Here is a 21,733-nt window from a genome sequence, read left to right as displayed (position 1 = left end):
GTCCGGCCCGTGGTACCCAGCGGGGCGGCGCTGTGTCAGGACCGTGACACTCGCCGGCCCGTTCGAGGGGTACGGGCCGACGTTCAGCCACGACCCCCGGTCGGCAGGCACCGGCCGACCGGGCCCCGGAGCGGCGAGCGGGGAGCGGACTCGGACTTCAGGGACGGACGGCCGTCGGCAGCCACTCCGGCAGGGCCTCGGTCCGCTCCAGCCATGAAGCGGGCGGCGCGCCGGCCGCGCTGGAGGCCACGACTCCACCGGCGATCGCGCAGGTGGTGTCGACGTCCCCACCGACCTGGGCGGTCGTCCAGAACACCTGCTCGTAGTCGCCGAGGGCCCGGGCCGCCGACCAGAGTGCGAACGGAACGGTGTCGTGGGCGCTGGTGCGGCGCCCACTGCCGAGCACCGCCGCAACCGTGGCGGCATCGCCGTAGTCGAGCATGTCGCGTGCGCGGCGCAGCCCCGCGCCGACGGCGCTGCGCGGCACGAGGGCGACGACTCCGTCCAGCAGGTCCGTGGGCTTCGGCGGACCCGCGGGATTCGCCACGAGCGCGGCGGCGGCCGCCACGGCCATCGCCCCCACGACGGCTTCGCGGTGCTGGTGGGTGGTGTACGCCGAGATCTCGGCCTGATGGGTCGCCTGCTCCGGGTCGTCCGCGTACCAGGCGCCGAGCGGGGCGATCCTCATCGCGGCACCGTTGCCCCAGGACCCCTGTCCGTTGAAGAGCGCGGCGGCCAGTTCACGCCAGTCGCCGCCCTCCCGGATGAGCCGGAGCATCCGGTTGACCGCGGGACCGTAGCCCCGGTCGAAGTCGTGATGCTCGGCGAACGACTGAGCGAGCGCGTCCTGGTCGATCCGGTCGTGCCGGGCGAGCACGGCCAGGACCGAGCAGGCCATCTCGGTGTCATCGGTCCACTGCCAGGTCCCCGACGGCAGTTCGCGTCGTTTGAGCAGTGGATAGTTGGCGGGAACGAAGAACTGGGAGCCCAGGGCGTCTCCCACGGCCAGCCCTCGAAGGCTGGCCAGGGCGCGTTCGAAGCGCCGGTCGAGAGAGGAGTCAGCGGTCATCGCTGAACCACTCTATCCGGTGTGGCCGTACGGTTCCGGGGTACGCCAGTGCTCGAACGGCCGGTCCAGGCTGTACCGGCCGTCCTCGCCGAGCAGCAGCGTCCGTGTCTCACCGTTGCCCGGGTTGGACAGCGACTCGAACTCTGCGACGGTCCAGTGGAACCAGCGCATGCAGAACAGCCGCATCGTCAGTCCATGGGTGACGAGCAGGACGTTCGGGGGATGGTCGGGCGCCTCGAAACTGCGGTAGAGGCTCTCCAGAAACGCCCCGACCCGGTCGTACACATCCGCTCCCGACTCGCCCTGCGCGAAGCGGTAGAAGAAGTGCCCGTACGCGTCGCGGTAGGCCTTCTGGAGGCGTACGTCGTCCCGGTCCTGCCAGTTCCCCCAGTCCTGCTCCCTCAGCCGCGGCTCCTCCCTCACCCGGACCTGCCGGGGGGCTAGCCGGAACTCCCGGAACGTCTGGTGGGTGCGGCGGTACGGAGAGACGTACACACTGACCTGCTCCTCCCCGAACAGGTCCCGCAGCCGCTCCCCCGTCTCGCGCGCCTGCCGAAGGCCGGTGTCGGTGAGTCTGAGCGCGTGGTCGGGCTCCCGCTCGTACACCGTGTCGTCGGCGTTTCCTTCGGACTCTCCGTGCCGTACGAGGACGATGCGCCGCGGTCGTGCCATGTCATGACCCTAGATGGCCGCCCCCGGGCGGGCTCGGTCGGGGAGGCGTCCGGCGTCCATCCGGCGTATGGCGCCGGCGAACCGGCGGCGCAGCTGACGGTCGTGCGAGACCACGACCAGGGCTCCGGCCCACTGCTGCAGCGCCTCCTCCAGCTCCTCCACAAGGCCGAGGGTCAGGTGGTTGGCGGGCTCGTCGAGCAGCAGCAGGTCGACGGGCCGGGCCAGCAGGCGGGCGAGGGCGAGCCTGCGGCGCTGCCCGGCGGAGAGGCTGCCGACCGGTACCTGGAGGTCACTCTGCCGGAACAGTCCGTACGAGAGGAGCAGTTCCCGCTGTTCGTCGTCCGTGAGCCCCAGCCCGCGGCCGAAGGCGGCGAGGACACGCTCCGCGGGCCGGTGGGTCGGTATCTCCTGGGCGAGGAACCCGATCCGCCCGCTGCGCCGGACTTCCCCGTCGTCCGGCTTCATGAGCCCCGCCATGACGCGCAGCAACGTGGACTTGCCCGCCCCGTTGCCGCCGTGAATCAGGAGCTTCTCCCCCGCCCGGACGGTCAGCCGGTCGACGGCCAGCCGGTCCGCGACACGCACCGCGGTCAGCGAGATCAGTTCCCCTTCGGCGCCTCCTGCGACCGGTCGCGCGGCGAAGACGAGCGGCCGCGGGGGCTTGGCGACCGGTTCGGCCCGGAGGCGGCGCAGCCGCTCCTGGGCGTTGCGGACCCGGCCGGAGACCGATGCCTGGACCCGGCCGCCGGCCCGGTCGTACGCCATCTTGTTGTTGTCCTTGATCGCGCGCCCCAGGGCCACTCCGTGGGCGGTGGTGGTGGCGTAGGCCTCGAGTCGGGCCGTCTCCTCGTACCAGGCCTCGTAATCCTGCGCCCAGCGCTGCCGGGCGGCCGCACGCTCGGCGCGGAAGCCGGCGTACCCGTTCCCGTACCGGACGACCGTGCGCCGGTCCGCATCGACCTCCAGGACGGACGTGACGACCCGTTCCAGGAAGACGCGGTCGTGAGAGACGGCCACGACCGTGCCGCGGTGGGCCAGCAGCGCCTCCTCCAGCCAGTCCAGGGCCTGTTCGTCGAGATGGTTGGTGGGCTCGTCCAGCAGGAGCACCTCGGGCGCGGCGGCGACGGCGCAGGCGATGCCGAGCCGGGCCTGTTCGCCGCCCGACAGGCTGCCGAGCAGGCGCTGTCGACCGATCGAGGCGAGTCCGAGTCCGTGCATGGCCTTGTCGACACGTGCGTCCGCTTCGTAGCCACCGCGCAGTTCGAAGACCGTGAGCAGCTCTCCGTAGGCGTCGAGTTCCTTCGCTCGGGCCGTGGCGAGCGTCGCCTCGCTCTCGCGGAGGCGGCGTTCCATGGTCCGCAGTTCGGCCAGGGCGTCGTCGATCGCGTCGCCCACGGTGTGGCCGCCCGAGAGGCGTGGGGTCTGCGCGAGCATTCCCGTGCCGCCCTCGACGAGGGTCGTGACCTCCCCCTCGTCGGGCGCTTCGAGACCCGCGAGCAGACGGAGAAGGGTGGACTTCCCCGCTCCGTTCTCCCCCACGATCCCGATGCGCTCACCCGGGCGCACCGTGAGCGAGATCCGGTCGAGCAGCAGGCGTTCGCCGCGGGACACGGTCACGTCATGCAGAGAGATCTGTGTAGGCAAGGGCGCCTCCGGTTTCGATCGGCAGGGCAGGGCCCACTCCACTAATGCGACGGAAGTGGCATTACCAGAACTATGGCAGACTCGACCTCCTAACGCAACAGGAGTCGCAATTGAACGCGTCGATGGAAAGTGACCGGACACCCCCGCCCGGCAGCCGCCGTCCCGGCGGCCGCACCGCACGCACCCGGGCGGCCGTGCGCGACGCCGTCCTGACAGGGCTGGCCGAACACGGCTATCCGGCCCTCACCGTCGAGTACGTGGCGGAGCATTCCGGCGTGCACAAGACGACGCTCTACCGCCGTTGGGGCAGCCTCGAAGGGCTCCTCGCGGACGCCTTGGCCCTCGCCGGCGAGGACAGCTGGACGCCGCCGGACACCGGACGCCTGGAGCTCGACCTGCGGGCGCTGGCCCGCGAGGTGGTCGACTCCTTCTCCGACCCCGCGGCAGCCGCGGCTCCCACCGCGTTCGTGGGCGCCGCCTTCCAGTCGGAGCGCGCCGCGGACGCGCTGCGGGACTTCTACACGGAGCGCTTCACCCGCTGCGAGGCGGTCGTCGAGCGGGCCGTGGCCCGCGGCGAAGCGCCGGAGGGCACCGACGCGGGCGCGGTGGTACGCGCCGTCTCGGCGCCCCTGTTCCTGCGCCTCTTCGTCACCCGCGAGCAGGTCGACACGGCGATGGCCGACCAGTCGGCCCGCGCGACGGCGGCCGCCGTGGCTGCGGGGGCCTACCTCACCCCGTCCTACCCTGCCGGACCATCCGGGCGCGGCAGCCGGGCCGACCTCACCGGCCCAGCCGGTCCCACCGGCCCTGCCGGCCCCGGCGACACCACGGGTCCAGGCGGTCCAGCCGGTCCGGCCGGTCCCGGCCAGGCGTGATCAGACCGCCAACGCGTGATCAGACCGTCCAGGACGACTCGAGCTGCACCACGTCCCCGCTGAGCGCTGCCACGTCCGCCTCCGTCTGGGCACGCAGCCCGAGCCGTTCGACCCGCTCCACCCGGTACTTGCCGTGTTCGGCGGCGGACCGCCACATCGACAGCACCACGAACTCGTTCCCGGGCGCCTCGCCGAAGACCCCGCGCAGCATGCCCGGGGAGCCGGCCATCGCCGGGTTCCACACCTTCTCCTGCATCAGCGCGAAGTGCTCGACCCGGCCCTCGTGGACCCTGCAGTGCGCCACCCTGGCCACATCGGCGTCCGCGAACTTCGGCTCGAAGCCGGTCTTCACGTCGAAGCGGTGGTCGAAGAGCTTGACCTGGCTGTCCTTGAACGAGCCTGACTGCGTCGCCGCCAGCCGGTCGTGCGATCGCGCCATGAAGGAGTCGTAGAACGCGCGGCTCTCCCAGAACGAGAAGACATGGGCGACATCGGGCCGCGCCCGGCTCCATCCACCGCCCTGGCCCCGGAATCCCGGCTCACCGAGCAAACCCGCCCATTTCCGCTGCCCCCGCTCGAACCCGCGACGGTCCACCACGGTGCAGCGAATCCACTTGACCAGCACGGCGCCATCGTACGGGGCATTCACCGTCCGCCACCCCGTTCTCGCGCGGAGTGCGCATGACACCATGAGCAACCGGTCCGAGACCACGGGCAGTTGACCGGGCCCAGGGGTTATCAGTCGTACACAGAGAGGGGATTCACGGTGAGCGGACTCAACAAGGGGGTCGGCAAGGTCGAGGTGACGCTCAAGTGGGACCCCAGTCCGATCGGCGCCGCGGCGCATGATCTCGACATCATCGCCGGGGTCTACACGGTGGACGATCCGTACGGCTCGCCCGCGTATCTGGTGCACTTCGACAGCCGCTCCCCCGACGGGACCATCACGCTCAGCCGGGACAGCCGTACGGGCCAGGGCTTCGGCTACGACGAGGCGATGATCCTCGAACTGGACCGCCTCGCGCCCCACTACGCGCGCGTGGTGGTGGGAGTGGCCATTCAGCAGGGCTCCGGCAGGCTGACGTTCGGCGCCATCGCCAACACCGGCGTACGGGTGCGCGAGGGCTACACCGAGCTCGCCGTTCACGGCTTCGAAGACGTCGCCGGAGCCACGGCGGCGACGGTCGTGGAGTTCACCCGCGACGGACCGGACGGCTGGTCCTACCGGTCGATCCGCCGCGGCTTCGACACGGATCCCCAGACCTTCGCCGCGGAGATGGGCGCCAGGACCGCCTGATCGCCGACCGCCCGAGCGCCCAAGCACCCGAGCGCACACGCACCCAAGCGCCCTGGCCGCCTGCCCCGTGCCCGGTGCGGGGAGCGTCAGGCATCCGAGAGGGGACCGGTCCAGGGCCGGTCCCCCTCGGCCGCCAGGGCTGCCCGTAGATCGAGTTCAGGTGCCGCGGGGTCCACGAGCCACGTCAGCCTTTCATGGCCCGCCGCCAGGCCCTCCCTCGCCGTGTCGCGCCACTCCGTACGGCCGAGCAGGTCGAGATACGACCTCCTGACGTCGCCCCACCGTGCCTTGAGACCCGCCTCGTCCGACCAGGCGGGCGCCTCTGCGCCCAGATAGCGGGCGACCGTCGTCGCGTCGCAGTAGCGCTCGGCCGTCGGCCCCAGGTCCGCGACGTGGCGGACGTGCGCCTCCAGCACCGTGAGCGCGTGCGGGTAGTGGCGAAGTGATGTCCCCATGCCCTCGCAGTACGTCATGGCATGGAGGATCCGCCCTGTCTGGTCCACCACGGCGGCATCGGTCGCGGGCTCCACGATGACGTCGTGGAGGCCCGTCAGGCGCGCGACGTCGGAGACGACGTAGCTGTTGAGGAACTCTCCGTCGGCGGCGGCGTTCCGCAGCAGCCAGGGGCGTACGGCCGGGTGGTCGTCCACGTGCCCGCACAGCGTCTCCACCGCATGGACCCGGCCCCACTCGGTGGCCCGTTCCGCCAGCCAGATCAGGGCCTCGACACCACCCGGAAGGCGTTCCAGCGCCCGTGCCGCGAGCGGGCCGAAGGCGTTGGAGAGGAGGCCGATGGTCTGGATCCTGCCGATGTCGGCCACTGTGCCGGCCTCGGCGAGCAGGACCAGCCCGACGGCGACGGAGCCGGTCTCGGTTCCGTGGCTACCAGCCACCGGCCTGTTTCCCGGGCCCTGACTGCCGGTGTTCTCCGAGCAGCGTCGGTGATGCGGTCGTCGTGGCGTGTCGGCACGGGAAGGCCCCGAAGTCTCTGGGCCAGTTCGCGCGGAGTGGCGACTGCGTCGTCCACGTACGCGTCGAGGACGCTCACGGCGTCCGCCCCGTCCGGGATGCGGTCGGGTGGAGGCTTTCCTTCCGCTCCGCGCCGGCGCCGGTCCGCGCCCGGAAACGGTGCTCCGCCACGGAAGAGGGGCGCGTCCGGTGTCAGGCGATGCGGCCGGAGGGCGTGGTCGAACAGTGCGATCGGGGTTCCGGGCAGTCCTGACCCCGGCGTCTCGCTCACAGTCGGGCGGACGACTCGACTCTCTTGATCATGCCCAGACCCTGTCACCGCCCGCCGTCCGGCACAAGCCCCGACCAGGCCCGCGCACGCCAAGGGCGGTGGCGCCGAAGAATCGGCCCCACCGCCCTCATGCGGGAACTTCACCCGCTAGCCGACCCCGTGGGGTCAGCTGCAGCCGCTGGTCGAGCCGCAGCCCTCGCAGATGTAGCAGGAGCCGGCCCGCTGCATCTTCGTACCGCAGGAGAAGCAGAGCGGGGCGTCCGCGCTGATGCCCAACTGCATCTCGACGAGCTCGGCGGAGGTGTGCGCCTGCTTCGGGGCCGGGACCTCCACCTTCGGCGGCGTCGCGACGGCCTTCAGGGTCTCCGTCTGACGCGGAGCGGACTGGGCCAGGCCCTCGACGTCCATCTCGTCGTCGGCGGCCTCGTAGGAACCCGTCTCCAGGTGACGCTGGCGCTCCTCGGCGGAGTGGATGCCGAGCGCGGAGCGGGTCTCGAAGGGCAGGAAGTCCAGCGCGAGACGGCGGAAGATGTAGTCGACGATCGACTGGGCCATCCGCACGTCCGGGTCGTCCGTCATGCCGGCCGGCTCGAAGCGCATGTTGGTGAACTTCGAGACGTACGTCTCCAGCGGGACGCCGTACTGCAGACCGACGGAGACGGCGATGGAGAACGCGTCCATCATTCCGGCGAGCGTCGAACCCTGCTTGGACATCTTCAGGAAGACCTCGCCGAGACCGTCGTCCGGGTAGGAGTTGGCGGTCATGTACCCCTCGGCGCCACCGACCGTGAAGGAGGTGGTGATCCCCGGGCGGCCCTTGGGCAGACGCTTGCGGACCGGGCGGTACTCGACGACCTTCTCGACGGCCTCGCGGATCGTCGCCTCGGACTTCGCGGTGACCTCGGCCTTCTCCTCCTCCTTCTTCTTCGCGGAGAGGGGCTGGCCGACCTTGCAGTTGTCGCGGTAGATGGCGAGCGCCTTGACGCCCATCTTCCAGGCCTCGAAGTAGACCTCCTCGACGTCCTCGACCGTGGCCGTCTCCGGCAGGTTCACGGTCTTGGAGAGGGCGCCGGAGATCCACGGCTGGATCGCGGCCATCATGCGGACGTGGCCCATCGCGGAGATGGAACGCTCGCCCATGGCGCAGTCGAAGACCTCGTAGTGCTCGGTCTTCAGACCGGGGGCGCCGATCACATTGCCGTGCTCGGAGATGTGGGCGACGATCGCCTCGATCTGCTCCTCCTGGTAACCCAGGCGGCGCAGGGCCTGCGGGACGGTGCCGTTGACGATCTGCATCGAGCCGCCGCCGACCAGCTTCTTGAACTTGACCAGAGCGAGGTCGGGCTCGAGGCCGGTGGTGTCGCAGGACATCGCGAGACCGATGGTTCCGGTCGGGGCGATGACCGACGCCTGCGCGTTGCGGAAGCCGTTCTTGGCGCCGAGGCGCAGGACGTCCTGCCAGGCCTCCGTGGCCGCGGCCCAGATCGGCGAGTCGAGGTCGTCCATGCGGACGGCCACGGTGTTGGCGTCGGCGTGCTGCTTCATGACGCGCTGGTGCGGCTCGGCGTTGCGGGCGTAGCCGTCGTACGGGCCGACGACAGCGGCGAGCTCGGCGGAGCGCTTGTACGAGGTTCCGGTCATCAGCGAGGTGATGGCGCCGGCCAGGGCGCGGCCGCCGTCGGAGTCGTACGCGTGGCCGGTGGCCATGAGCAGGGCGCCGAGGTTGGCGTAGCCGATGCCCAGCTGACGGAAGGCGCGGGTGTTCTCGCCGATCTTCTGGGTGGGGAAGTCGGCGAAGCAGATGGAGATGTCCATCGCGGTGATGACGAGCTCGACGACCTTGGCGAAGCGCTCGGAGTCGAACGACTGGTTGCCCTTGCCGTCGTCCTTGAGGAACTTCATCAGGTTCAGCGAGGCGAGGTTGCAGGACGTGTTGTCCAGGTGCATGTACTCGCTGCACGGGTTCGAGCCGTTGATGCGGCCGGACTCGGGGCAGGTGTGCCAGTGGTTGATCGTGTCGTCGTACTGGATGCCCGGGTCGGCGCAGGCCCAGGCCGCCTCGGCCATCTTGCGGAAGAGCGACTTGGCGTCGACCTCTTCGATGACCTCGCCGGTCATACGGGAGGTCAGGCCGAACTTCCCGCCCGCCTCGACCGCCTTCATGAACGTGTCGTTCACGCGGACCGAGTTGTTGGCGTTCTGGTACTGGACGGACGTGATGTCGTCGCCGCCCAGGTCCATGTCGAAGCCCGCGTCACGGAGGGCGCGGATCTTCTCCTCCTCCTTGACCTTGGTCTCGATGAAGTCCTCGATGTCGGGGTGGTCGACGTCGAGGATGACCATCTTGGCCGCGCGACGGGTGGCGCCGCCCGACTTGATCGTTCCTGCGGACGCGTCGGCGCCGCGCATGAAGGAGACCGGGCCGGAGGCGTTGCCGCCGGAGGAGAGGAGCTCCTTGGAGGAGCGGATGCGGGAGAGGTTCAGGCCGGCGCCGGAGCCGCCCTTGAAGATCATGCCCTCTTCCTTGTACCAGTCGAGGATCGACTCCATGGAGTCGTCGACGGACAGGATGAAGCAGGCGGAGACCTGCTGCGGCTGGGGCGTGCCGACGTTGAACCAGACCGGCGAGTTGAAGCTGAAGATCTGGTGCAGGAGCGCGTACGCCAGCTCGTGCTCGAAGATCTCGGTGTCGGCGGGCGAGGCGAAGTAGCCGTACTCCTCGCCGGCCTTCGTGTAGGTCTTCACGATCCGGTCGATGAGCTGCTTCAGACCGGTCTCGCGCTGCGGGGTGCCGACCGCCCCGCGGAAGTACTTGCTGGTGACGATGTTGACCGCGTTCACCGACCAGAAGTCGGGGAACTCGACGCCACGCTGCTCGAAGTTGACCGAGCCGTCGCGCCAGTTGGTCATGACGACGTCACGACGCTCCCAGACCACCTCGTCGTACGGGTGCACGCCCGGGGTGGTGTGGATGCGCTCGATACGCAGGCCCTTGCTCGCCTTGGCTCCCTTGGTTCGGGAACCCCGTGCCGGACCGCTCGCCGTCTCTGTCATGCCGCCTCCCATATACGGGCAAAACACCTATAAATGCCCAGATAGTCCCAGGGCACTGTCTTCTTGTCTGCTGTCGCGAGCACCGCTCCGGGCACCCGTGACACGTCTTTTTCGGCCGCGCACGACCGGCCTCGGCCGGACCTCTGGTCCGGCCCGCCGGTCAGTCGGCGGCGGTGGCGGGAACGGGGACCTCGGGGGTCGCTCCGGTCCCGCAGTCCACTGCGGGAGGCCGCTGCTCACGGAGTTCCGCGATGGCGGCCTCGAAGTCGTCGAGGCTGTCGAAAGCCTTGTAAACGGATGCGAAGCGCAGGTACGCGACGAGGTCGAGCTCCTGCAGGGGGCCGAGGATGGCCAGGCCCACGTCGTGGGTGGTCAGCTCGGCGCTTCCGGTGGCGCGCACCGCCTCCTCGACCCGCTGGCCGAGCTTGGCGAGGGCGTCCTCCGTCACGGGCCGCCCCTGGCACGCCTTGCGCACGCCGGAGATGACCTTGGTGCGACTGAAGGGTTCCGTGACCCCGGAGCGCTTCACCACCATGAGCGAGCATGTCTCCACCGTCGTGAAACGACGGGAGCAGTCGGGGCACTGGCGGCGGCGTCGGATCGACGTCCCGTCGTCGGTGGTGCGACTGTCGACGACACGGCTGTCGGGGTGCCTGCAGAAGGGGCAATGCATGGTTCCGACCCTCCCTCGCGGCACGACTGAATAGCCTCGCCGAGCCCGTCAAGGCCCCTCGAAGCGACCACCAGCATAGGCGATGCAGGCACCCCCGATAGACGGGGGACCACAACTTCTAGGTGGCTGATGCAATCCAACCACTAGATCTGGTGTTGGGCCCGATTTCCGGCACTTCGCGCGTGTCGCGCGGGCCTGGCATGGAGGACCGGCCACGAGGGTACGGGAAGCGCGCAGTGCCGCCGATCCGGGGCCCGCGAGTGCGAGACTGGAAGGGCACCCCTGCCCGCATGCGGGCCGACGCTGAACGGTACCGTAATGACCGAATTGCTACCGGCGCCCGGGCTCGCGTATACACCCACCAGCGCATAGACGTAAGACAATCTGCGGTTTTTCACTCGAACGTGTGTTTGGCGCAACCTTTCGAAAGCCACTACCGTTGTGCCAGCCAGGGAGACCATTCGAGAGGGGCCGCCGACGTGACCACCACCGCAGACAGTGCCACCATCACTGCCCAGGACCGCTCCCAGGGCCGACTCGAGGCGGTGCATGCCATGAATGACGCAGCCATGAACGGGGACGGGGAGCCGGCTCGACCTGCGCGCTCGCTGCCCGGACGACCTCCAGGCATCAGGGCCGACAGCTCCGGTCTCACGGACCGGCAGCGCAGGGTGATCGAGGTCATCCGTGACTCGGTCCAGCGGCGGGGGTACCCGCCGTCGATGCGGGAGATCGGCCAGGCGGTCGGCCTCTCCAGCACCTCCTCCGTGGCACACCAGCTGATGGCACTGGAGCGCAAGGGCTTCCTGCGCCGCGACCCGCACCGCCCCAGGGCGTACGAGGTCCGTGGCTCCGACCAGCCGAGCACCCAGCCGACGGACACCACCGGCAAGCCGGCCGCCTCGTACGTGCCCCTCGTGGGCCGGATCGCGGCCGGTGGCCCGATCCTCGCCGAGGAGTCGGTCGAGGACGTCTTCCCGCTCCCCCGGCAGCTCGTCGGCGACGGTGAGCTCTTCGTCCTGAAGGTCGTCGGCGACTCCATGATCGAGGCCGCGATCTGCGACGGGGACTGGGTCACCGTCCGTCGGCAGCCGGTCGCGGAGAACGGCGACATCGTCGCCGCCATGCTCGACGGCGAAGCCACGGTCAAGCGCTTCAAGCGCGAGGACGGCCACGTCTGGCTGCTGCCGCACAACGCGGCGTACCAGCCCATCCCCGGCGACGAGGCCACCATCCTCGGCAAGGTCGTGGCGGTGCTGCGACGGGTGTGACACCACCTCGTCGGCTCTGACCGGGCCCCGGAACCCACTGCGCCGGTTCCGGGGCCCTGCTCTGTTCTGCGGCAGGCCGGTGCCGGCCGCCTGTGGTCCGGTGTGGACGCGACACGACGTGGGGTCAGGCCTGTTCCTGGCCGGGCCCGCGTCGCATCAGACCCCGGCTGCCTTCGATGCGGCGTCGATCGCCGCCAGCGACTTCCGCACCTGGTTACGGTCCGTCGTGTACCAGAAGTCGGGCAGCGAAGCCTTCAGATAGCTGCCGTACCGCGCCGTGGCCAGCCGGGGGTCGAGCACGGCGACGACGCCACGGTCGCCGGTGGCGCGTACGAGACGTCCCGCGCCCTGGGCCATCAGCAGGGCCGCGTGCGTGGCGGCGACGGCCATGAAGCCATTGCCCCCCGCGTCCTCGACCGCCTTCTGGCGGGCGCTCATCAGCGGGTCGTCGGGGCGCGGGAACGGGATCTTGTCCATCACGACCAGCTGGCAGCTGGCGCCCGGGACGTCCACCCCCTGCCAGAGGGAGAGCGTCCCGAAGAGGCACGTCTGCGGGTCCGCGGAGAAGTTCTTGATCAGCTCTCCGAGCGTGTCCTCGCCCTGGAGCAGGATCGGGAACTCGGGGATGCGGGAACGCAGCTCCTCGGCGGCCAGCTGGGCGGCGCGCATCGACGAGAACAGACCGAGCGTCCTGCCGCCCGCCGCCTGCACGAGCTCCGTGAGCTCGTCCAGCATGTCCGTACGGTCGCCGTCCCGTGCGGGGCGGGCCAAGTGCTTGGCGACGTAGAGGATGCCCTGTTTGGGGTAGTCGAACGGCGAGCCGACGTCGATGCCCTTCCACACCGGCATGTCGTCGCCCTGGGCTCCTTCGGGGGCCAGGCCCAGCGAGGCTCCGACGCCGTTGAAGTCACCGCCCAGCTTCAGCGTGGCCGAGGTGAGGACGACCGACCGGTCCGCGAAGAGTTTCTCGCGCAGGAGCCCGGACACGGAGAGCGGGGCGACCCTCAGCGAGGCCCCGAATCGGTCGTGGCGTTCGTACCAGACGACGTCGTACTCGGAGCCCTGGGTGATCCGCTCGGCGACTCCGTGAACGGTCTCCACGGAGGCCAGGGCCTGCTTGCGGACGGCGTCCTCGTCCTGGACGGACTTGTCCCGGGTGGAGCCGAGCGCCGAGATCACCGCGCGCGAGGCGTCGCGCAGCGCCATGAGGGCATAGCCCAGGTCCTCCGGGATCTCCTCCAGGCGGCCGGGGAGCGCCAGCTCCATCAGCCGCTCGAAGCCCTCCGCGGCGGTCTGCAGCTGGTCGGCGACCTTCTCGTCGACCAGCTTCGCGGAGCGGCGGACCGCGCGGTTCACCTGGCCGGGGGTGAGTTCGCCCGTGGCGACGCCCGTGACCCGGGAGACCAGCTCATGGGCCTCGTCGACGATCAGCACTTCGTGCTGAGGCAGCACCGGAGCGCCTTCGATCGCGTCGATGGCCAGCAGCGCGTGATTGGTGACGACGACCTCGGCCAGCTTGGCCCTCTCACGGGCCGCCTCGGCGAAGCACTCCGCCCCGTACGCGCACTTGCTGGCGCCCAGGCACTCCCGAGAGGAGACCGAGACCTGGGCCCAGGCCCGGTCAGAGACTCCGGGCGTCAGATCGTCCCGGTCACCCGTCTCCGTCTCGTCCGACCAGTCGCGGAGCCGCATCAGGTCCTGCCCCAGCTTGCTCGTGGGCGCGGCGGCCTCGAAGGGGTCGAAGAGACCCTCCTCCTCGTCCTGGGGCACCCCCTCGTGAAGGCGGTGGAGACAGAGGTAGTTCGACCTTCCCTTGAGCATCGCGAACTCCGGGCGCCGCCGCAGCTGCGGGTGCAGGGCGTCGACCGTCCGCGGAAGGTCGCGCTCGACCAGCTGGCGCTGGAGCGCCAGTGTGGCCGTGGCGACCACCACGCGCTCACCGTGCGCCAGGGCCGGCACCAGATAGCCGAGGGACTTTCCGGTGCCGGTGCCGGCCTGGACCAGCAGGTGGGAGCTGTCGTCGATGGCCTCGGCAACAGCCTCGGCCATGGTGACCTGGCCGGGCCGCTCCATACCGCCGACGGCGGTGACGGCGGCGTGCAGGAGGTCGGGGAGGGATGGCTTCGTCATAGCGCGTCCACCCTACGGCGCTGCACTGACAGCCGGATCACGCGAGCGGATTCGCGACCGTCCCGTGGACGGCGGCGTGCGGCCGCTCGGGACGGTCGCGGTAGCCGTCCAGATGCAGACGGTTGCGGTTGAGACAGAGCCGCTCGATGCGCGGGGTGAGGAGATCGAAGAGCTCGAACCGTTCCTTCAGCTCCGGGAAGCGCGCCTGATGACGCAGGATCTCGGCACGTACGAGCGCCCAGAAGTCGTTCTCCGGCACGGCGAGTTGTTCTTCGCAGAGTGGCGCCAGGTAGCGGAAGACACCGACGAACAGCCCTGAATGGATGAACTGGGTGAGGAATCCGGGATCCTCGGTGAGCAGGACGGCCCGGACGTCGTCCGGCATCGAGCCGTGCTCGGGCAACGGGTGCGCGCTGATGTTGACGTCGTCGACGAAGTCCTTGATCGCCAGCCGTACGGGCACGTCCTGGTCGTCGTAGACGACGATGGCGTTCTCTCCGTGCGGGGAGAAGACGGTGCCGTACTGGTAGAGGAAGTGCAGCAGCGGAGGCAGCAGAGCGGCGAAGAGACGCTGGAGCCAGACGGTGGGGGCCAGTCCGGACCGCTCGACGAGTTCGGCGACGAGGGCTCGCCCTTCCGGATCGGTGTGCAGCAGGGCGGCCAGGGTCCGGGCGCGTTCGCCGGCCGGGAGCCTGAGGGGTTCGCGCCAGATCGCGCCGAGGAGTTCCTTGTACTGGTAGGGGACCTCGGGCAGCCGGTCGTAGAGAGGGTGCCTGACGGTGACCGAGGCGACCTCGCCGAGGAGGATCACGCCGCACTCGTCACGGAGGAACGGGTCCCCGTCCCGCAGCCCGTGGACCCAGGAGGTGACGGCGGGGGCGGCGAGGGTCCGCTCCGTGGGGAGGCCGCGCCAGACAAGGGTGTTGAGCACGGAGAGCGGCAGCTTCACGGTGTGCCGGTCGGGCCTGCTCGTGTTGAGGAAGGTACGGATGGACTGCTGCGGCAGGCGCAGGTCGCCGTCGGCGGGGAGGGGCACGATCGCGCCCGCGGCGACGGCGGGGGCGTAGAGCGGGAGGATCACCTCGTCCCACTGCCAGGGGTGGACGGGCAGGAGGAGATACCGGTCGGCGTCGAGCCCGCGGTCCCTGAGCTCCGCCCGGAATGCCTCACGGACCTCGGCGTCCAGCTCGCAGGCGTAGAGCTGATCGGGGCTGTCGAGGCCCGGGACTCCGCGGTAGGCCGCGAGGTCGGTGCTGACGGCGATCCAGGGGAGCCGGGCCGGGCGGCGGGCTTCGGGGGCCCAGCGGGCGGCATCGGTGGCGGAGAAGCCGATCCTGCCCTTGTTGAGGACGAGCCAGGGGTGACCGGTCTGGTGTCCTTCGAGCTCGGCGTACCCGAGTTCGGCGAGTCGGTCGGCGGTGAGCGCCGTCCTGTCGAGGCGGGCGTCGGCGGCGAGCGTGGTGGTGAGCTCGCGGATCAGATGGCCGAGGGTGGCGCCGTCGAGGTTCAGCAGTCGGCGGGCCCGGACGAGGAAGTCGAGCGGGTCGGTCAGCGGCTGTCCGTCCCGCGCCAGGGAGTCGGGGTCGAGACGCCAGCTTCCGTAGGCACCGCGGCGGGCCGTGAAGGTCAGCGCGGAGCCGTCGTCGAGGCGGAGGAGGTACGGCCGAGGGCCATGTGCCGCGCTTGCGTCGCCGGGGGCGCTGAGGGCGTCGGGGGCGCCGTCGGGGACGGGCTCCGCGTCGGGCGCGGGTACGGGCTCGACGATCTCCTCGTAGGCGAACTCGGCAAGGGTCTTGGCGAGCAGCCGCGAGGCGGCGCGTGTCCAGGCCTCGGGGGTCAGCTCGGCGGGTGAGAGCAGTGCGGAGTCATGGGTGGCAGGGGACGTCGGCACGGGGACTCCTCGGGGTGGGAACCGCTGTGGGTCGAGCGGTGTATGTAAGGCAGGGAGGCGTTCACAGGACGTGACGAAGGGCCCGGTCGCGGACCATGAGGGCAGCTCGCTTGTCGGGAAGGTCGACTTCCGCCGAGAAGCGGAAGCCGGCGCTCAAGAAGGCTGAGACGGAGGGGGTGTTGCGCACGTCGGGTTCGGCGATGACACGCGTGCTGTGCGGACGGTGGTCGAGTACGAGATCGGCGACGGCGCGGAGGAGCGCGGTGCCGACACCTCGGCCACGGTCGGCGACGCCGCCGAGGAGGAGGTGGAGACCGGTGTCGTGCGGGCGGGCGGGATAGTGCCGGGCGAGCGGGTCGAGGTCGGCGCGGTAGATCTCGAAGTAGCTCATCGGGGTGGAGTCGAGGACTCCGAGGCAGGGCACGCTGCGGCCGTCGCCGTCGAGTTGCGCGCCGATGTGGGCGGCCGTGACGGTCTCGGGTCCGGAGAGTTCCCAGAAGGCGGCGACGGCCGGGTCGTTCATCCACCGCGTGATGAGGGGCAGGTCGCGCTCCAGTCGGACGGGGACGAGGCGGAACGTGCCGACGGGGGTGGTGGCGGGTCCCCAGGTGGCGACCGCGTCGAGGAGGTCGCCCTGGGTGGTCGCCGTGCCCTCGCCGGCCGCGATGAGGGAGATCAGTTCGTCCGAGAGGTGCAGGTCCAGTGTGTCCTCGCTGCCTGTGCCGGACGCGGGCAGGGAGCCGGTTGCGGCGACGGGGCTCGTACCGGTGTCGGGGCGGGTACCGGTGTCGGGGCGGGTATGGGTGCCTGCCCCGAGGCCGAGGCCGGGATCCGGGCACGGGCCGATGTCGCGACCTCCGTCGGTGCCGGTATCAGGACTTGTGTCGGTGCCGGGACGCGCATCGGTGGGAGGCACGGTGGTGGTCTCCTCTCGGCGGGTTCGGTCGGGTGGTGGTTCGGGCCGGCGGCCCTTCGCCGCCCGGTCGGGTGGGGTGTGGTTCTCAGGATCGGAGGGGGTTGGTGATGGCGACGTAGACGGATTGGGTGTCGACAGGGCCGACGAGTTCGTCGAGGCCGTGCAGCCGGGTGAGGAGGTTGGCCTTGCAGCGCAGCGTCGCGGCCTCCAGAAGCCGGTGTGGCAGCGGGGAGCCGAGGCCGGTGGCGGAGGTGAGGAACTGGCGGAACGCGGCGAGCAGGACACGTTCGTCGGCGAGGTGCTGGGCGCCGAAGGCTCCGATGAGTCCCAGGACGTTGTTGATCCCGAGGTAATAGGCGAAGCGCTCGTCGGTGACCTGGTCGGAGACGAAGGTGTCGCTGATCGACCCGATGCCGGGGAGGCGGCTCTCCAGCTCGTCGCGGCGTGACTCACGGAAGTAGTAGCCCTGGTTGTCCCGGTAGCGGCCGCCGATGGGCCAGCCGTCGGGGTCGAGGAGCACCAGAGTGTTCTGCTGGTGGGCCTCCAGGGCGACGCCGGCCACTCCGTCGAGCCAGAGGACGGGGCGGACGACCTGGTCGAGGTAGCGCAGGAACCACTCGGCCGCGACGGCCGTCGTGGGCCGGCCGGTGCGGGCGGCCAGCCGGGTCACGATGTCGGCGAGGCGGGAGCGCATCCGCGTCGTGCCGGGCCAGGGGCGCGGAGCGGTGAGGGCGGCGATGCAGACGGCGTCGTCCCCGGCGGTGAAGGGGTTGTGGCGGATCATCACGTCGAGCCCGGGGACGGGTTCGCCGTCCGGGGTGTCGACCGCGAGCCAGGCGGGGTCGCGGACGATGTCGAAGCCCGGGTGGGCGGCCTGCCACTGGTCGACGAGGCCGGTGCGCAGGAGCCGGTGGACCTCGACGCCGCGGTGGAGTTCCTTACGGAGGTTCTCCCGGCGGGAGTTGGTGATGCGGACGCCGAGGGAGAGCTTGAGCATGGTCCGCGCGCCGGGCCGGTGCACGGTGCGGACGGAGGAGGTGGGGTGCCAGGCGGCTCCGGAGGGGCCGAGGTCGTGGAGGAGGCCGGATGCGAGGAGGGCGGCGACGGCGGGGCGGTGCGGCAGTTCGCGTGCCTGCCAGGGGTGCAGGGGCAACGGGACGGTAGCCGGAGGCAGGTCGAGCCCGTCGGCGAGGCCGGTGGCGAGCTGGGCGGCGGTAACGGCGCGGCCCTGTTCGGTCCAGGCGGAGTCGGAGGTGAGGACCGACTGGTCCACGGCCATCCAGTGCAGCGGGAAGGAGCCGTACAGCTCGGGTGAGTAGAGCCGGGCCTCGGCGTCGGAGAGTCCCTCGCGGCTCTTGGAGGTGGGGTGGAGCGGGTGTCCGAGCAGCAGGGACTGCTCGGCGGTGAGGAAGAGGTCGGCTTCGGGGCCGGGGGTGGGGCGGCGTCGGCGGTCGGTGATGAAGTCGGCGGTGCGGCGGGCGGAGTCGGCGACGCGGCCGACGAGTTCGGTGCCTTCCGGGCGGCCGGTCTCGCGGCTGATCAGAGCGGCGACGGTGACGGCGTCCGCGCGGGGGGCGGTGGGGTGCAGCCCCTCCAGCGCGGGCGGGCCGAAGCGGTGCCATCCCGTGGGCGACCAGTAGAGGACGGGAACGAGGAGGGCGGTGCCGCTGGCTTCGAGGGGGATGCGGAGGGTGGTGGAGCCGGGGGCGGGCAGGTTCTTCTCCCGTACCCAGCAGCGCAGCAGGTTCTCGATGGTCGCCGCGTCGGCGGCGCGCAGCGGGTCCGGGTCGTCGAGCGGGTCGTGACGGGTGTCTGCGCCGCCCGTGGCGGTGACCGAGGCCGAGGGCTGGGGGTCGTACGGGCCGGAGTGCTGGCGTGGGACGGTGGCCTGCTCGACGGGGCTCTGCTCGACGGTGAGCGGGCTGCGGGCGGCGCTGCCGGTGTCGGACGCTTCGGAGGCGTGGCTGGCGTTCACGGAGGGGGCTTCCTTGTGAGGGTGTCCGGGATCGGTCCGGGTCAGTGGGACGGCCCGGTCGGCGCGGCCTGGCCGGTGGTTCCTGTGGTTCCTGCGGTTCCTGCGGCGTTCCGGAGGAGGGTGGCTTGCGGGCACGGGCGGTGGGCGCGTTCGGTGGCGGCCAGGGCGTCGGCGAAGCGGTCAAGGACGGCCTCGGCCTGCTCGTCGGTGAGGGTGAGCGGGGGCAGGAGGCGGACGACACCTGAATGACGGCCGCCGAGTTCGACGATGAGGCCTCGGTGCAGGCACTCCTGCTGGACGGCCACGGCGAGGGCCTGGTCGACCGGTGGAGCGCCGGCGTCGTCGCCGGGGCTGTGCGGGTCCACGAGTTCGACGCCGATCATGAGCCCCCGGCCCCGTACGTCGCCGATGCAGGGGTGCGCGGCGGCGAGTCCCTGGAGGCGGCCGAGCATCCGGGCGCCGAGGGTGGCCGCGCGGTCGGCGAGCCGGTTCTCCCGTACGTACGCGAGGGTGGCGGCGCCGGCGGCCATGGCGAGCTGGTTTCCGCGGAACGTGCCCGCGTGTGCGCCGGGCTCCCAGGCGTCGAGTTCCGCCCGGTAGACGATGACCGCGAGCGGCAGGGAGCCGCCGATGGCCTTGGAGAGGACCATCACGTCGGGGACGATGCCGCTGTGCTCGACGGCCCAGAAGGCACCGGTGCGGCCGACGCCCGTCTGTACCTCGTCGGCGATGAGCGGGATGGACCGGGACGCGGTGATCTCCCGCATACGGCGCATCCAGTCGTCGGGGGCGGGAATGACCCCGCCCTCCCCCTGCACCGGTTCGAGGATCATCGCGGCCGGATGCGGGACCCCGCTCTTGGGGTCGTCGATGAGGTTCTCGGTCCAGCGCGCGGCCAGCTCGGCGCCGCGATCGCCGCCGACGCCGAAGGGGCAGCGGTAGTTCTGCGGGTAGGGCAGCCGGGCGACCCGTACGTCCGTCGCTCCCCCCGAGGCGTCCAGGGCGCCGGCCGTCATGCCGTGATAGGCGCCGGTGAAACTCAGCAGCCCGCTGCGGCCGGTGGCCGTGCGGACGAGTTTGAGGGCTGCCTCGACCGCGTCCGTACCGGCCGGTCCGCAGAACTGGATGCGCGCGTCGTCGGCGAGCCCGGCGGGCAGCGTGGCGAACAGCTCTGTGGTGAAGGCGTCCTTGACCGGGGTGGCGAGGTCGAGGACATGGAGCGGGGCGCCGGAGTCGAGGACCTTCTTGATGGCTTCGAGGACCACCGGATGGTTGTGTCCGAGGGCCAGGGTCCCGGCGCCGGACAGGCAGTCCAGATAACGCCGTCCGTCGGCTCCCTCGATGGTGAGTCCTCTGGCCCGCACGGGAACGATCGGCAAGGAGCGCGCGTAGGTGCGCGCCGCCGATTCGCGCAACGACTGGCGGCGCAGGATGCCTTCGAGAGCGCCCGCCTCTCCGGTCCTCCGTTCACCCTGGTGCGCCTGCGCGGCCGACGGTACGGCCGGAGCTGGTTCGGTCACGGCCACGGCTCGGTGTCCTCCCGCTGTAACAGTTGCGTTGCACATCGGTACGTTGCTCCGCCCTGCGAAGGGCAGCGCGGAGCGCCTCCTCTGTGTCCCCCGTACGTACCAACGACGGGAACCGCCAAGGATCACGGGCGAATCCCAAGATCCTTGGCGTGGTGGGGATCACGGCCCGGCAACGACCGTACGAGGGCCGGAACCGTGGACCTGCCGGGTACCGTCCCCTCCGGCACCGGCATAGTGGGGGCCGCACTTCGGCGCCGGTCACGGCGCCACCACTGTTCACTCATGCACAAGTTGACGTAGTCCCAGGGGGATCACGAGATGCGATCGATTCGTCCGCTGCTGGCCGCGGCAGCCGCCGTCGCGGCGTTGACGCTGACGGCGACGGCCTGCGGCCCGACCGAGGAGAACGCGGGCGACAAGCCCAGCGCTCCCGCGAGCCCGTCCACCGGCGACAAGATCACGATTCCGGACGACCTCAAGGACCGGCTCAAGGAGCACGGGATCGATCTGGACAAGTGGAGGAACGGCGAGTGGAAGAACTGGGACCGCGACAAGTGGCTGCGTGAGGCCAAGGACTACGTCAACCCGATCATCGAGGACCTCTGGGACCCGGACCGGATGCGGGACGCGCAGCGGCCCGACAAGCCGGTCGAGGAGGAGGACATCTCCGGTGACAAGGGCGTGACCGACCCGACCCCCGCGCCGGTCAGGGCGAAGGGTGTCCCGGCGGCGTACCACTCCAACGCCCCTGAGGCGGGCAAGGTGTTCTTCGACGGCCCCGAGGGGTCGATGGTCTGCTCGGCCACGGTCGTGAAGGACCCGGCCAACCCCGGCAAGTCCAACATGGTGTGGACGGCGGGCCACTGCGTGCACGCCGGCAAGAAGGGCGGCTGGTACCGCAACATCGCCTTCGTGCCCTCGTACAACGACAAGGCTCTGCCGACCGCGCAGCTGGAGAACGCGACCCGCGAGCAGGTCGCGCCGTACGGCGTGTGGTGGGGCGACTGGGCGCAGACCTCCGAGCAGTGGATCTCCGAGGGTGCGGCGACCGGCGGTCAGGGTGCTCCGTACGACTTCGCGGTGATCCATGTGACGCCGGAGAAGGGCGGCACGGGCAAGTCGCTGGAGGAGACGGTCGGTTCGGCGCTCCCGGTGGAGTTCAACGCTCCCGCGGTGTCGAAGATCGCGAACATGGAGGCGACCGGCTACCCGGCGGGCCCGCCGTTCGACGGCCAGAAGATGTACCAGTGCAAGGACAAGCCGGGCCGTCTCTCGGTGAAGGCCGATCAGCCGACGATGTACCGCATCGGCTGCACCATGACCGGTGGTTCGTCCGGCGGCGGCTGGGTGGCCGCGGGCAAGGACGGTCAGCCGGCCCTGGTGTCCAACACCTCGATCGGCCCGGTGACGGCGGGCTGGCTTGCCGGTCCGCGCCTGGGCGCCGAGGCGAAGGGCATCTACGACGAGGTCAGCAAGAAGTACGCCGGCCGCTAGGCA

15 protein-coding genes and 1 pseudogene are annotated in these 21,733 nt (G+C 70.8%); 4 read left to right on the top strand and 12 right to left on the bottom strand.

The window, feature by feature from the left end:
* Positions 1-157: 157 nt before the first annotated feature.
* Genes ACF1G2_RS29095 through abc-f form a run of 3 tightly spaced genes read right to left on the bottom strand, consistent with a single transcriptional unit; the run spans position 158 to position 3,385 of the window.
* On the bottom strand, positions 158-1,069 hold the full coding sequence (locus tag ACF1G2_RS29095; protein ID WP_391801147.1) for an ADP-ribosylglycohydrolase family protein: 912 nt from the start codon (positions 1,067-1,069) through the stop codon (positions 158-160).
* Between the two features lie 12 nt (positions 1,070-1,081).
* Positions 1,082-1,741 carry a histidine phosphatase family protein gene (locus ACF1G2_RS29090; protein WP_391801146.1) on the bottom strand — a complete coding sequence of 220 codons (660 nt, stop codon included), beginning with the start codon at positions 1,739-1,741 and terminating at the stop codon, positions 1,082-1,084.
* A gap of 9 nt (positions 1,742-1,750) precedes the next feature.
* Entirely contained in the window at positions 1,751-3,385 is a 1,635-nt protein-coding gene (abc-f, locus tag ACF1G2_RS29085) for a ribosomal protection-like ABC-F family protein (RefSeq protein WP_391801145.1), read from the bottom strand.
* 122 nt (positions 3,386-3,507) lie between these two features.
* Between abc-f and ACF1G2_RS29080 the strand changes: the two are divergent.
* Positions 3,508-4,125 (top strand): annotated as a pseudogene (locus tag ACF1G2_RS29080) (TetR/AcrR family transcriptional regulator); the annotation flags it as partial.
* Positions 4,126-4,279: 154 nt separating this feature from the next.
* On the opposite strand, the gene ACF1G2_RS29075 reads toward ACF1G2_RS29080, so the two are convergent.
* Complete coding sequence (locus ACF1G2_RS29075; protein ID WP_391801144.1) at positions 4,280-4,885, bottom strand: YdbC family protein; 606 nt, start codon at positions 4,883-4,885, stop codon at positions 4,280-4,282.
* Between the two features lie 141 nt (positions 4,886-5,026).
* On the opposite strand from ACF1G2_RS29075, the gene ACF1G2_RS29070 reads away from it, so the two are divergent.
* Positions 5,027-5,557: a TerD family protein gene (locus ACF1G2_RS29070; RefSeq protein WP_391801143.1), complete on the top strand. Its 531-nt coding sequence runs from the start codon at positions 5,027-5,029 to the stop codon at positions 5,555-5,557.
* Positions 5,558-5,643: 86 nt separating this feature from the next.
* On the opposite strand, the gene ACF1G2_RS29065 is transcribed toward ACF1G2_RS29070, so the two are convergent.
* From ACF1G2_RS29065 to nrdR, 3 genes are all read right to left on the bottom strand, one after another.
* Positions 5,644-6,450, bottom strand: coding sequence for a hypothetical protein (locus tag ACF1G2_RS29065; protein ID WP_391801142.1), 807 nt, complete (start codon positions 6,448-6,450; stop codon positions 5,644-5,646).
* Positions 6,451-6,962: 512 nt separating this feature from the next.
* On the bottom strand, positions 6,963-9,851 hold the full coding sequence (locus ACF1G2_RS29060) for a vitamin B12-dependent ribonucleotide reductase (RefSeq protein ID WP_391801141.1): 2,889 nt from the start codon (positions 9,849-9,851) through the stop codon (positions 6,963-6,965).
* 160 nt (positions 9,852-10,011) lie between these two features.
* The gene (gene nrdR / locus ACF1G2_RS29055) at positions 10,012-10,524 is read right to left on the bottom strand and encodes a transcriptional regulator NrdR (RefSeq protein WP_391801140.1); all 513 of its coding nucleotides are present in this window, start codon (positions 10,522-10,524) and stop codon (positions 10,012-10,014) included.
* Between the two features lie 479 nt (positions 10,525-11,003).
* Between nrdR and lexA the strand changes: the two genes are divergently transcribed.
* On the top strand, positions 11,004-11,795 hold the full coding sequence (gene lexA, locus ACF1G2_RS29050; RefSeq protein WP_391801139.1) for a transcriptional repressor LexA: 792 nt from the start codon (positions 11,004-11,006) through the stop codon (positions 11,793-11,795).
* Positions 11,796-11,951: 156 nt separating this feature from the next.
* On the opposite strand, the gene ACF1G2_RS29045 is transcribed toward lexA, so the two are convergent.
* From ACF1G2_RS29045 to ACF1G2_RS29025, 5 genes are all read right to left on the bottom strand, one after another.
* The gene (locus ACF1G2_RS29045; RefSeq protein ID WP_391801138.1) at positions 11,952-13,925 is read right to left on the bottom strand and encodes an ATP-dependent DNA helicase; all 1,974 of its coding nucleotides are present in this window, start codon (positions 13,923-13,925) and stop codon (positions 11,952-11,954) included.
* Positions 13,926-13,962: 37 nt separating this feature from the next.
* A complete protein-coding gene (locus ACF1G2_RS29040) occupies positions 13,963-15,816 on the bottom strand; it encodes an IucA/IucC family protein (RefSeq protein ID WP_391801137.1) in 1,854 nt (617 codons plus the stop codon).
* Between the two features lie 61 nt (positions 15,817-15,877).
* Complete coding sequence (locus tag ACF1G2_RS29035) at positions 15,878-16,732, bottom strand: GNAT family N-acetyltransferase (RefSeq protein WP_391801136.1); 855 nt, start codon at positions 16,730-16,732, stop codon at positions 15,878-15,880.
* Positions 16,733-16,817: 85 nt separating this feature from the next.
* Positions 16,818-18,707 (bottom strand): IucA/IucC family protein, encoded by a 1,890-nt coding sequence (locus ACF1G2_RS29030; protein WP_391801135.1) that lies wholly within the window; start codon positions 18,705-18,707, stop codon positions 16,818-16,820.
* 41 nt (positions 18,708-18,748) lie between these two features.
* On the bottom strand, positions 18,749-20,233 hold the full coding sequence (locus ACF1G2_RS29025) for a diaminobutyrate--2-oxoglutarate transaminase family protein (protein ID WP_391801134.1): 1,485 nt from the start codon (positions 20,231-20,233) through the stop codon (positions 18,749-18,751).
* 321 nt (positions 20,234-20,554) lie between these two features.
* Here ACF1G2_RS29025 and ACF1G2_RS29020 point away from each other — a divergent pair, with 321 nt between their 5' ends.
* A complete protein-coding gene (locus tag ACF1G2_RS29020; RefSeq protein WP_391801133.1) occupies positions 20,555-21,730 on the top strand; it encodes a trypsin-like serine peptidase in 1,176 nt (391 codons plus the stop codon).
* Positions 21,731-21,733 lie beyond the last annotated feature (3 nt).

Origin of the sequence: Streptomyces sp. NPDC013457 (genome assembly GCF_043089925.1) — a bacterium.
Lineage (GTDB): Bacteria > Actinomycetota > Actinomycetes > Streptomycetales > Streptomycetaceae > Streptomyces.
Note: the sequence above shows the minus strand (reverse complement) of the source record. Positions and strands in the feature narration are given on the sequence as shown.

Excerpts from the sequence above, each read along its gene's own strand:
- ACF1G2_RS29090 (WP_391801146.1), bottom strand. The coding sequence starts at position 1,741 with ATGGCACGACCGCGGCGCATCGTCCTCGTACGGCACGGAGAGTCCGAA.
- ACF1G2_RS29095 (WP_391801147.1), bottom strand. The coding sequence starts at position 1,069 with ATGACCGCTGACTCCTCTCTCGACCGGCGCTTCGAACGCGCCCTGGCC.
- nrdR (WP_391801140.1), bottom strand. The coding sequence starts at position 10,524 with ATGCATTGCCCCTTCTGCAGGCACCCCGACAGCCGTGTCGTCGACAGT.
- ACF1G2_RS29045 (WP_391801138.1), bottom strand. The coding sequence starts at position 13,925 with ATGACGAAGCCATCCCTCCCCGACCTCCTGCACGCCGCCGTCACCGCC.
- ACF1G2_RS29060 (WP_391801141.1), bottom strand. The coding sequence starts at position 9,851 with ATGACAGAGACGGCGAGCGGTCCGGCACGGGGTTCCCGAACCAAGGGA.
- ACF1G2_RS29020 (WP_391801133.1), top strand. The coding sequence starts at position 20,555 with ATGCGATCGATTCGTCCGCTGCTGGCCGCGGCAGCCGCCGTCGCGGCG.